The sequence below is a fragment of the Stenotrophomonas sp. P5_A8 genome, assembly GCF_056400545.1.
Genome location: NZ_JBFULB010000116.1, coordinates 1 through 11,554 on the forward strand (window position 1 = coordinate 1; position 11,554 = coordinate 11,554).

Here is an 11,554-nt window from a genome sequence, read left to right on the forward strand (position 1 = left end):
GGTTCCAGGCGCGTGGCGCTGGAACATCGAAAAGCCCCGCTTTCGCGGGGCTTCTGGATGTTGCGTCGGGCGTGTCCGGTGGGCGCTGCTTCCGAGCATGGCTCGGCACTACCACCGGCGCTGGCTCAGGCGAACGGGTCCTGCAGGACCATGGTGTGGTCGCGATCCGGGCCGGTGGAGACGATGCTGACCGGGCAACCGGCCAGCTCTTCCAGCGCGCGCAGATAGGCGCGGGCGGCCGGCGGCAGGTCGTCCCAGTTGGTGATGCCGTGGGTGTTTTCGGTCCAGCCCGGGAACTCCAGGTACACCGGGGTGCACTCTTCCCAGCCCTGCGCGTCCAGCGGGGCGTATTCGGTGCGCTTGCCGCGGTATTCGTAGGCGATGCAGACCTTCAGCTTTTCCATGCCGTCGAGCACGTCCAGCTTGGTGATGCACAGGCCGCTGATGCCGTTGATGGCCACGGCGCGCTTGAGCGCGACGATGTCCATCCAGCCGCAGCGACGCGGACGGCCGGTCGAGGCGCCGTACTCGGCACCGCGGTCGCGGATGCCCTGGCCGACTTCATCGTCCAGTTCGGTCGGGAACGGACCGCCGCCGACGCGGGTGGCGTAGGCCTTGGCAATGCCCAGCACGTAGTCGATCGCGTCCGCGCCCACGCCGGCACCGGCCAGTGCGCCGCCGACGGTGGTGTTGGAGCTGGTGACGTACGGGTAGGTGCCGTGGTCGATGTCCAGCAGCGCACCCTGGGCGCCTTCGAACAGCACGCGCTTACCCTGCTTGCGCAGGTCGTGCAGGATGCCGGCGACGTCGGACTTCATCGGCTCGACGTATTCGCCGAAGGCCAGTGCTTCGTCGTAGGTCTTCTGGAAGTCGACCGCGTCGGTCTTGAGGTAATTGGTCAGCACGAAGTTGTGGTAATCCAGCGCGGTGCGCAGGAGTTCTTCCAACTGGGCCGGGTAATGCAGGTCGGCGATGCGGATGCCGCGACGCGCCACTTTGTCTTCGTACGCCGGGCCGATGCCACGGCCGGTGGTGCCGATCKCCTTGCCGCCGGCAGCGCGTTCGCGCGCCTGGTCCAGGGCGATGTGGTACGGCATGATCAGCGGCGCGGCCGGGGAGATCTTCAGGCGCGAGCGCACTTCCACGCCGGAGGTTTCCAGCTCGGCGATTTCCTTCTGCAGCGCGGCCGGGGAGATCACCACGCCGTTGCCGATCAGGCACAGCGCGTCGGCACGCAGGATGCCCGACGGGATCAGGTGCAGCACGGTCTTCTTGCCATTGATGACAAGCGTGTGGCCGGCATTGTGGCCGCCCTGGAAGCGCACGACGGCGCCGATTTCCTCGGTGAGCAGATCGACGATCTTGCCCTTGCCTTCATCGCCCCACTGGGCACCCAACACGACAACTGACTGACCCATGACGGGTAACTCCTTGCTTTTGTGCGGCCATCGGGGCCGCGGGTTTGGGACCATGGCCGGGCGCGGACCATCACGGGGTGGCAGGCTCCAACGGGGAGCGCGCCGGCAATGGGGTACCCAGACACGGAAAAAGCCGGACGAGTGACTCTGAAACAGAGTGCCCGTCCGGCTTTTGTGCATTATCCGGGTTTCCGGTGGGGGTTGCCACCCCGGGGGCCGGCACTACCGGATCTGGTGAGCGGCCGGTACGGCCTAGTGCTTCAACCACCACAGGGTGGTCAGCCCGGCCAGCAGGATCACCCCGCCCCAGGTGCGCAGGGCGGCGCTGCGCAGCATCAGCAGCTGTTCGGCCATGCGCTTCCAGGCCAACGGGGCGGCGAACAGGAACAGGCCCTCCAGGATCGCGACCAGGCACAGGGCGGAGAAAAAGTCGTTCATGGCGCTCCAAATAAAACGGGGACCCGGTCTGCACCGGGTCCCCGTGGGTTGCTACCGCCTGCGACCTCAGCGATCGCTCTTGAGGTACTGCAGGAACGGGTCGTTCTTGTCGAGCACGATCACGCCGTTGCCGTCGGCCATGGAGCCACGGTAGGCCTCCAGGCTGCGGTAGAAGGCGTAGAACGACGGGTCGGCGGAACCGGCCTTGCCGTAGATCCGCGCCGCTTCGGCATCGCCGGTACCGCGCATCTGCTGGGCATCACGCTCGGCTTCGGCCACGATCACGGTGCTGTCGCGGTCGGCCTGGGCGCGGATGGTCAGCGACTGCTCCTCACCCTCGGCGCGCAGCTTGGCCGCTTCCTGCTTGCGCTGGGCGCGCATGCGCTCGTACACATCGTTGATCACCTGGCTGTCGGTGGGCAGGTCGATCTGCTTGATGCGCAGGTCGATGATCTGCATGCCCAGGTCCTTGACCGACTTGTTGATGCCGGTCAGCTGGTTGGCGATCAGTTCGCTGCGGTCACCGGACACCAGCTGCTGCAACGTGCGCGAGTTGATCTGGTTGCGCAGCGAGTCGGTGATGATCGGGGCCAGGCGCGCATTGGCCACGGTGGCGTCGCCGCCGGTGGCACGGTAGTAGTCGCGCACGTCGGAGATGTACCCGATGGCGAAGAAGTCGACGCTGACGTCCTTCTGCTCGGCGGTGAAGTAACGCGCCGGCGCGGTGTCGAGCACCTGGAAGCGGCGGTCGAACACCCGCACCGTTTCCACCAGCGGCACCTTGAAGTGCAGGCCCGGTTTGATGTCCGCGCGCACCACCTTGCCCAGGTTGAGCACCATCGCGGTCTGGTCTTCGCGGACCACGTACACCGAGCCCAGCAGGGCCAGCAGGGCGGCCACGGCCAGCCCGATCCAAAGGGAACTCTTCATCGGCTGACTCCTTCACGACCGGTGGGGCGGGTGGTCGGACGTTCGGTGTTGCGCACGCCATCCACCGGCGTGCTGGCCGGCAGCGACGGCAGCATCACTTCCGGGGTCACGGGCGGGGCAGCCGGGGCGGCCGCACCGCCACGGGTGTCGGCCGGCATCGGCACGTAGATCAGCTGGCGGCCATCGCCGCCGATGATCTTGCGGTTCTGGCCGAGCACCTGCTCCACCGTTTCCAGCCACAGGCGCTTGCGGGTGACTTCCGGGGCGTCCTTGTACTGGACCTGGAGCAGGCTGAAGCGCTCGGCATCACCCTGGGCCTTGGAGACCACGGCCTGCTTGTACCCCTCGGCGGTGGTGCGCGCACGCGAGGCCTGGCCACGCGCTTCGGGCACGACCTTGGCCGCGTACGCCTGGGCTTCGTTGATCAGGCGCTCCTTGACCTGCTGGGCGCCGTTGACCTCGTCGAAGGCCGGCTTCACTTCCTCCGGCGGACGCGCATCGGGCAGGGTCAGCCCGGTCACCGACAGGCCGGTACGGTAGGCCTTCAGCGAGGCCTGCAGGCGCTCTTCGGCGACCACGGCCAGCGGGCCGCGGTTGTTGAGCACTGCATTGAGGTCGGCACGCCCCACCTGCTCGCGGACCGCGCTCTGCGCCGACTGCTCCAGCACCTGGTCGGCCGAGACCGAGCCGAACAGGTACAGGCGCGGATCGTCGATGCGGTACTGCACGTTGACCGAGACGTTGACGATGTTCTCGTCGCGGGTCAGCACCGGTACCTGGCTGCTGAAGGTCTTGATCTGGGTGGCGTTGACCTTGTTGACCGACTCGATCGGCCACGGCAGTTTGAAGTTGGGGCCGGGCTGCAGGATCCGCGAGAACTGGCCGAAGCGCAGCACCACGCCGCGTTCCTGCTCGCCGATCAGCTGGAAGCTGGAGAACAGCAGCAGCAGGACCGCCGCAACGCCCACCCAACGCAGGATGCCGCCATCGAACAGGTCCTTGAGTGGCCCGGGGAAACCGCCCCAACCGCCGCCATTGCCGCTACCGCGAGGTCCAAACGGACCCCGTCGATTCTCGTCGGGACCTTGTCCGCCCTTGTTGCCGCCGGGTGTATTCCAGGCCATGCACGCTCCATCAGTGAAAGGTTGCCTGCGGGTCATTCCGCACCGTCAACCGTAAATCCTGCTCGATTCTACAAGATGGGGCGGATTGACAGGATTGGAAGGGCCAAGCGGCAGCGGGTCGCGATTCATCCCCCCTGCCCCACGCCTGCCGGGCCGGAGCGGGTAAGGTGTTGCCTCCCTCCCCGTCAGGCATCTTCATGGCCATCCCCGCCCGGTTCAACGCCTTCCGCATCCACCACGACGACCGCGGCCACCACAGCGGCATCGAAGCGATGGGGCTGGACCAGCTCAGCCCCGGCGAGGTGGTGATCCGCGCGCAGTGGTCCTCGGTGAACTACAAGGACGCGCTGGCCGGGACGGGCAAGGGCCGGATCCTGCGCCGCTTCCCGCTGGTGGGCGGGATCGATGTGGCCGGTACGGTGGTCGCCTCGACCGATCCGGCATTTCGCGAGGGCGATGCGGTGCTGGCCACCGGCTGCGGGCTCAGCGAGACCCGCGACGGCGGCTACAGCCAGTACGTGCGCCTGGAATCGAGCGCGGTGATCGCCCAGCCGGCCGGGTTGAGCCCGCGCGAGGCCATGGTACTGGGCACCGCCGGCTTCACCGCGGCGCTGGCGCTGCTGCGCATGACCGACAACCGGCTCACCCCCGCGCAGGGTCCCTTGGCGGTGACCGGCGCCACCGGCGGGGTCGGCTCGCTGGCGGTGGACATCTTCAGCCGCGCCGGCTTCGAGGTACACGCCATCAGCGGCAAGGCCGACCAGGCCGACTACCTGCACGCCATCGGCGCCCGCCAGGTACTGCCGCGCGAGGTGCTGGCCACCTCCAAGCCGATGGAATCCCCCCGCTTCGGTGGTGGCCTGGACAATGCCGGCGGACCGATGCTGGCCAGCCTGCTGGCCCAGACCGTGCCCTATGGCAGCGTGGTCAGCGCGGGCCTGGCCGCCAGCCCGGCGCTGGAGATGACGGTGATGCCCTTCATCCTGCGCGGCGTCTCGCTGCTGGGCGTGTCGTCGGCGGCGGCACCGCGCGGGTTGCGCGAGCAGGTCTGGGAGAAGCTCTCCGGGGCATGGAAGCCGCGCCACCTTGACGCGATCTGCACGCGCGAAGTGGGTCTGGAGCAGGTACACGAGGTCTTCGACACGATGCTGGAAGGCGGGTCGCGCGGGCGTACCGTGGTGCGGATCGACTGAGCGTCGCAGGCAGGCGACGGACGGCAGGCCGGATGCTTCCGGCCTTGTGCGCGCAGCACTACACTGCGGGCATTACATGGGGAACAACATGGCACGCATTCTGATTGTCGACGATTCACCGTCGCAGCTGCTGGGGATACAGCGGATCGTCGAAAAGCTCGGGCACGAGATCCTGACCGCCACCGATGGCGCGGCGGGCGTGGAAGCCGCCAAGGCGCAGCTGCCCGACCTGGTGCTGATGGATGTGGTGATGCCAAACCTCAACGGTTTCCAGGCCACCCGTACACTGGCGCGCGATGCCACCACCAAGCACATTCCGGTGATCCTGGTGACCACCAAGGACCAGGACACCGACCGCATGTGGGGCATGCGCCAAGGTGCCAAGGCCTACATCACCAAGCCGTTCTCCGAAGACGAGCTGTCCGAAGTGCTGGAACGGGTCTTCAGCAACCAGGAACCGCCAGCGGCGTGATGCCGGCGCGGTGAGCCGCCCGGAGGGGAGCCGACCAATGGGCGGCTCCTACCTCGGCCGCCGCAGATGCACCGTGCCGGCGCGTACCTGCCGCTGGCCAGTGCACAACCGCGGTAGGTACCGACCGTTGGTCGGTACACCCTTCAATCAGGCCTTCTCGCCAAACGCCTTGGCCAACGCCTTGTAGGCCTTCTTCTGTGCCTCTTCGGTCGGGGCCGGAGCCACGATCTCCAGCTCGACGATCTGATCGCCGTCCGGATTGCCCGGCAGGCCGCGCCCCCGCAGGCGCAACTTGCGCCCGGCATCGGACTCGGCCGGCACCTTCAATTCCACCGAGCCGCCCAGCGTGGGCACGCTGATGCTGGTGCCCAGCGCGGCCTGCCACGGCGTCACCTGCAGGGTGTACAGGATGTTGCGGCCGTCCACCTCGAACTGCGGGTGCTCGGCGTACTCCACTTCCAGCAGCAGGTTGCCGCCGCCGGTGCCCTGCCCGGCCAGGCGAATCACCTKGCCCGGACGGATGCCCTTGGGCACGCGCACATCCAGCTGCCTGCCGTTGACGTTGATGCGCAGGCTGTCGCCCTGGTGGGCCGCTTCCAGCGGCACGGACAGCTTGGCGCGGGTGTCACGCGTGGGCTGCGGGCCCTGGCTGGCACCGCCGAAGCCGCTGGCGCGGCCGCCACCGCCGCCGCGCTGACGCGCGAACAGGCTTTCGAAGAAATCGCTGAAGCCACCGCCGCCGGCACCGCCGCCGAACACTTCCTCATAGTCGAAGCCCTGGCCACCACCGTAGTTCGGCGGCGCATGGAACTCCTCGCCGGGCCGGTAGCCCTGCGCCTTGAGCTGATCGTAGGCGGCGCGCTTCTGCGGGTCGCGCAGCGCTTCATAGGCCTCGTTGACGGCCTTGAACTTGTCTTCCGCGCCGGCCTCCTTGCTGACGTCGGGATGGTACTTGCGCGCCAACCGGCGGTAGGCGGTCTTGATTTCCGCATCGCCCGCACTCGGTTCCACCCCGAGCGTGGCGTAGTAATCCTTGAATTCCATCGATACACCTCGAATAAGTTCGGTCGTCCGCGCCGGCGGACACCGTCCCGACAATTCTAGCGGCTGGCGCCGGCCGTGCCGTGACGCCCCGGCATGATCCTGCGCAATGCGGCCACGCCCCAGGGCGCCCATGCTGGCCCCTGCGCCACCGCGCTGCCGTTGAAATGGGTCTGCAACGGCGGTTTTCAACGTTTTGACGCCGCCATCCCACCCCGCTCACTACGCTGGACGCGTCCAAGGAGTCCGCATGACCATCCACGCAGGCGATCGCATTCCCGAAGTCACCCTCAAGCGTATCCGCGAGGGCATGGAGACCCTCGATACCCATGCCCTGTTCGACGGCCGCCGCGCGGTGCTGTTCGGGGTACCCGGCGCGTTCACCCCCACCTGTTCGGCCCGGCATCTGCCCGGCTACGTCGAGCACTTCGCCGATTTCCGCCATCGTGGTATCGACGTGTTCTGCATGGCGGTCAACGATCCATTCGTGATGAAGGCGTGGGCCGAGAGCCAACACGTGCCCGATGGCCTGCAGATGCTGTCCGACGGCAATGGCGAATTCACCCGCGCGCTCGGCCTGGAGATGGATGCCAGCAGCTCCGGGATGGGCCTGCGCTCGCGTCGCTTCGCGCTGTATGTCGAGGACGGCGTCGTGCGCCAGACCTTCGTCGAGGAACCCGGCCAGTTCGAGGTGTCCTCGGCAACTCACGTGCTGGCGCATCTGCCCAGCTGAATCCACGCAACAAAGGAAACCGGCCAGCCATGTCAAAGCCAGCCAAGCAGAAACCCACCCCCGCCGCCGCCCAACGCGCCGATCCCTCGCGCCCGCCGGGCATCAGCGATACCGCCACGCTGCGCGCCAAGGCACGCAAGGACATCGAAGACGGCGCCATCACCGACAGCTACAGCGCCGACCGCAAGGCGGTGATCAAGCTGCTCAACGACGCGCTCGCCACCGAGTACGTATGCGTGCTGCGCTACTACCGCCATTACTTCACGGCCAAGGGCATGCTCGCCGATTCGATCAAGGCCGAGTTCCTCGAACACGCCCAGCAGGAACAGGCGCACGCCGGCAAGCTGGCCGAACGCATCGTGCAACTGGGCGGCGAGCCCGACCTCAACCCGGACACGCTGACCAGGCGTTCGCACGCCGAGTACAAGGAAGGCAAGAACCTGCGCGACATGGTCCGCGAGAACCTGATCGCCGAGCGCATCGCCATCGACAGCTATCGCGAAATGATCAATTTCGTCGGCGACAAGGACACCACCACCAAGCGCATCCTTGAAGAAATTCTTGCCCAGGAAGAAGAACACGCCGACGAGTTCGCCGACCTGCTGGATGGCTGGATCGGGGAATAACACCGCCTGTACAACCCCGGCCATCGAGGAACGGTAGTGCCGGCCGCTGGCCGGCTCGCAGCCCACCCAGATCGCGAGCCGGCTCCGCAGTGCGACGGGCCGGCCACCGGCCGGCACGACCGCCCCGCGTCCAGCAGCACGCGCATCACCGCAGTATCCGGAAGCGCACCTGCGTCCAGGCACCATCGGACGCCAGCGCGGTGAGGGTATGCTCGCCCACTTCGTCGAAATCGCGCTGGAACAGGCGCGCGCCCTCGGTGCGTGCGATCCAGCGCCCATCGAGCAGCCAGTCCACGCTGTTGTCATTGCCCAGCGCACGCAGCTGGAGGCGCACGCCGTGTTCGGCGTTTRGCGCGCGCGCCAGCGTGGCGCGGTCGTTGAGGCCTTCGATATGCAGGCTGCCGCCACTCTCACGGCCATCCTCGCTGCAGTCCGGCGACAGCGCCGGCAGCTGCGCCGCGCGCCGTTGCGCCAACGGCAGCCACGGCGACAGCAACGCCGGCCAGCGGGCGATCTCGCGCGTTTCGGTCTCGTGCGGCAGCCGGCAGTCCGGGGACACCCGCAGCCCGCTGCGCGCATCCACACTGAAGCGCTGGCGCCCCGGCTGCCACAGGCGCGCGTCGCGTTCGGCGAAGGTCGGTGGCACCACCCCATCAAGCACGAAGGCATCCAGGCGACGCTGGCACAACGCGTCTTCGGTGCGTTCGGCGAGTTCACCGGTCGGCCAGCAGATCGCTTCACGGGTCACGTTCGGTGGCATCGGGGCGCCACTCGCGTCCCCGGCCTGGCGCGGCAGGCTGTCCACCACTTCAAACATCAGCGGCAACGCGGTGACCGCGCCGTACTGGCCCGGCAGCGGCGTGCCATCCGGCCGCCCCACCCACACCCCCACGGTGTAGTGACGGGTGCTGCCGATGGCCCACGCGTCGCGGTAACCGTAACTGGTGCCGGTCTTCCAGGCCACCCGTGGGCGCCCGGTGACATCGAAGGTGCCGCTGCCATACCCCGGGCGCGGATTGGACTCGAGCACCTCGCGGGTGATCCACGCCGCACCGGGCGACATCAGGCGGCGTTCGATCACTGGATCGTCGGCGGTATAGCGCACCCGTCCGGCGATGCCGTGGCGGTTGAACGCGGCGAACGCGCCGACCAGATCCTCCAGCCGCGCGCCGGTGCCGCCCAGGATCAGCGACAGGTTCGGCGCGCTGCCATGCGGGAAGCGCAGGTTGATGCCGGCGTGCGACAGCCGCGCGGCAAACCTTGCCGAGCCGACCCGGTCGAGCAGATCCACCGCCGGAACATTGAGCGACAGCCGCAGCGCCGTGGCCGAACTCACCGGCCCGTTGAAGGCCGAATCGAAGTTGCCGGGGCGGTAACCGCCGAACGCCTGCGGGGCGTCCACCATCAGGCTTTCCGAATGGATCAGCCCGTCATCCAGCGCCATGCCATACAGGAAGGGTTTGAGCGTGGAGCCCGGCGAGCGCCAGGCCTGCACCATGTCCACGTGGCCCAGCCGCTGCTTGTCGCCGAAGGCCACCGACCCCACGTACGCGCGTGCCTCCAGCGTGCGGTTGTCGATCACCAGCAACGCGGCGGACGTGCGTTCGGGCAACTGCGAGAAGTACGAGGACACGCGCTCTTCCAGCGTGCGCTGCAGCCCGATGTCCAGCGTGCTTTCGATGCGCGCCGCACGCGGCTGTGCCGAGCGCAGCCGCTGCGCCAGCAAGGCGGCGTGCAGCGGCGGCTGCAGCGCGCGGGTGACCACCGGCTCGATGCGCGCATCGTCCACCTCCTCGCGGCTCCACACGCCCAGCGCGACCATGCGCTCCAGCACCTTGTCGCGGGCGCGTCGCGCGGCCTCGGGGTGCCGGTCCGGGCGCAACCGGCTGGGCGCCTGCGGCAGCACCGCCAACAACGCCGCCTCGGCCTGCGACAACCGCGCCGCCGGCTTGCCCAGATAGGCCCAGCTGGCGGCCTCGACCCCTTCGATGGTGCCCCCGTAGGGTGCCCGTTCCAGGTACAGCGCCAGGATCTGCGCCTTGCTCAGGTGCACTTCCAGCTGCACCGCGCGCAGCATCTGCTTGGCCTTGCCCCACGGCGTGCGCGAATGCGGATCGAGGATGCGCGCGACCTGCATGGTCAGCGTGGAGCCACCGGACACGATCCGCCCCTGCAGCAGCCACTGCTTGCCGGCGCGCAGCAGCCCCCACGGGTTGATGCCCGGGTGGCGCCAGAACCAGCGGTCCTCATAGTTGAGCAGGGCCTGCAGATACAACGGCGAGACGCTGTCGGCCGAGGCCGGATAGCGCCAGACGCCGTCGGCATCGGCGAACGCGCGCAGCGGCGTGCCGTCGCGGGCCACCACCAGCGTGCTGGTGTCGCGCGCTTTCGGCAGGGGCGGCGGGAAGGCCAGGTCCAGCACCAGCACCAGCGCCAGCAGCAACGCGGTGCCCCAGCGCAACGCCGGCCACAGCCAGTGCCGCGCCGTGGTGGTCAGACGCCTGGAAAGGATGGGTTTCATCGGTTGGACGACAGGACTACGCGGGCCATCGCCTCAGCGATGGCCCGCACCCGGCTCAGGGCTGGACCACGGTCATCGTGGTCGGGTTGCTGCGGCCCACCCCACGCAGGTCGGGACGGTACATGTCCTCCACCAGCGGCGGCGGCACCGTGTAGGTGCCCGGGGTGACCGCGCGTACCAGGTAGAACACCTTGGCGGTGCTGCCCTTGGACAGCTTCAGCGCGGCCACGTAGCGGTCGTCGCGGAACTCCTCATGGCGCAGCGTGGCCGCATCGCCGCGGTCGTTGACGTTGAGCCCGTCCACCACCACGTCGGCCCACTGCTTGGCATCGCCCAGGTTGAAGTTTTCGATCTCCAGGCCGGCCGGCAGCAGGTCGGTCAGCAGCGCATCGGGCATGTCCAGGTTCGGGGTGATGCTGACCCGCACGATCAGCGCCTCGCCTTCCTTCAGCGCACGTGGCGTCCACGGCTTGCCATCGGTGGTGTACCAGGTGCGCTCCACGCCAAGGCTGCGGCTGTCCGGCTCCGGCGCGGTACGCGGGATGCCGGCCACTTCCAGGCTGGCGAACATCGGCGGTTCGCCCTGCGGGGTGAAATGCACGCCCTTGGCCAGTGCGGCGTAGTCGAAACTGCGGCCGAACATGCGCCGCGCGGTGATCGCTTCCACCTGACCGCCCACGGCCAGCTCGCCGGACACCAGCTTCTTCTGGTTGGCCGCCAACGCCTTGCCCWGGCGCGCGATGGCGACCTGCTCCTGCGTGCTCAGCCACATCCAGCCACTGTTGCGCCGCGCATCCAGCGCACGGCCAAGATCGACCGCACGCGCGTCATAGGCCGGCTTGGACAGCTTGCGCTCGTGCAGCAGCGCGATCATCAAGGCGTCATCGCGCACCTCGCTGCCGTAGTCGCCGAAGTACTGCGGACGCTCGCTGCCGGGCTTGGCAAAGCCGGCGGCGATGGCCGCATCACCACGCTTGTGGTCGCCCTGCAGCGACAGCGCGATGCCCAGGTGCACCAGCGGCAGCCCGGTCAGCGCCTTGCTGCGCTCGTTGTCGTAC

11 protein-coding genes are annotated in these 11,554 nt (G+C 68.3%); 4 read left to right on the forward strand and 7 right to left on the reverse strand.

Annotated features, from left to right (window positions below; translation table 11 throughout):
- Positions 1 to 125: 125 nt before the first annotated feature.
- The 4 genes from AC1DQP_RS10190 to hflK form a co-directional block, all read right to left on the reverse strand.
- A complete protein-coding gene (locus tag AC1DQP_RS10190; RefSeq protein WP_478051527.1) occupies positions 126 to 1,418 on the reverse strand; it encodes an adenylosuccinate synthase in 1,293 nt (430 codons plus the stop codon).
- Between the two features lie 252 nt (positions 1,419 to 1,670).
- A complete protein-coding gene (locus tag AC1DQP_RS10195; RefSeq protein ID WP_256775784.1) occupies positions 1,671 to 1,856 on the reverse strand; it encodes a DUF2065 domain-containing protein in 186 nt (61 codons plus the stop codon).
- 66 nt (positions 1,857 to 1,922) lie between these two features.
- Positions 1,923 to 2,786 carry a protease modulator HflC gene (hflC, locus tag AC1DQP_RS10200; protein ID WP_256775785.1) on the reverse strand — a complete coding sequence of 288 codons (864 nt, stop codon included), beginning with the start codon at positions 2,784 to 2,786 and terminating at the stop codon, positions 1,923 to 1,925.
- Entirely contained in the window at positions 2,783 to 3,910 is a 1,128-nt protein-coding gene (hflK, locus tag AC1DQP_RS10205; RefSeq protein WP_256775786.1) for an FtsH protease activity modulator HflK, read from the reverse strand. Before hflK ends, hflC begins: the two co-directional genes overlap by 4 nt.
- Before the next feature lie 197 nt (positions 3,911 to 4,107).
- Here hflK and AC1DQP_RS10210 point away from each other — a divergent pair, with 197 nt between their 5' ends.
- Together AC1DQP_RS10210 and pilH are read left to right on the forward strand one after the other, a co-directional pair.
- On the forward strand, positions 4,108 to 5,103 hold the full coding sequence (locus AC1DQP_RS10210) for a YhdH/YhfP family quinone oxidoreductase (protein WP_457321855.1): 996 nt from the start codon (positions 4,108 to 4,110) through the stop codon (positions 5,101 to 5,103).
- Positions 5,104 to 5,191: 88 nt separating this feature from the next.
- Positions 5,192 to 5,575: a twitching motility response regulator PilH gene (pilH, locus tag AC1DQP_RS10215; protein ID WP_256775788.1), complete on the forward strand. Its 384-nt coding sequence runs from the start codon at positions 5,192 to 5,194 to the stop codon at positions 5,573 to 5,575.
- 147 nt (positions 5,576 to 5,722) lie between these two features.
- Here the strand turns inward: pilH and AC1DQP_RS10220 are convergent, their stop codons facing one another.
- Positions 5,723 to 6,619 (reverse strand): DnaJ C-terminal domain-containing protein, encoded by an 897-nt coding sequence (locus AC1DQP_RS10220; protein ID WP_478051528.1) that lies wholly within the window; start codon positions 6,617 to 6,619, stop codon positions 5,723 to 5,725.
- A gap of 247 nt (positions 6,620 to 6,866) precedes the next feature.
- Between AC1DQP_RS10220 and AC1DQP_RS10225 the strand changes: the two genes are divergently transcribed.
- Positions 6,867 to 7,349, forward strand: a complete 483-nt coding sequence (locus AC1DQP_RS10225; RefSeq protein ID WP_457320405.1) for a peroxiredoxin — start codon at positions 6,867 to 6,869, stop codon at positions 7,347 to 7,349.
- 29 nt (positions 7,350 to 7,378) lie between these two features.
- Positions 7,379 to 7,975, forward strand: a complete 597-nt coding sequence (locus AC1DQP_RS10230; RefSeq protein WP_457320407.1) for a ferritin-like domain-containing protein — start codon at positions 7,379 to 7,381, stop codon at positions 7,973 to 7,975.
- Between the two features lie 145 nt (positions 7,976 to 8,120).
- Here AC1DQP_RS10230 and pbpC read toward each other — a convergent pair whose 3' ends face one another.
- Both pbpC and AC1DQP_RS10240 read right to left on the reverse strand, forming a co-directional pair.
- On the reverse strand, positions 8,121 to 10,496 hold the full coding sequence (pbpC, locus tag AC1DQP_RS10235; protein ID WP_478051529.1) for a penicillin-binding protein 1C: 2,376 nt from the start codon (positions 10,494 to 10,496) through the stop codon (positions 8,121 to 8,123).
- A gap of 55 nt (positions 10,497 to 10,551) precedes the next feature.
- The coding region (locus AC1DQP_RS10240) for an alpha-2-macroglobulin family protein (RefSeq protein ID WP_478051530.1) at positions 10,552 to 11,554 on the reverse strand (1,003 nt) is incomplete at its 5' end.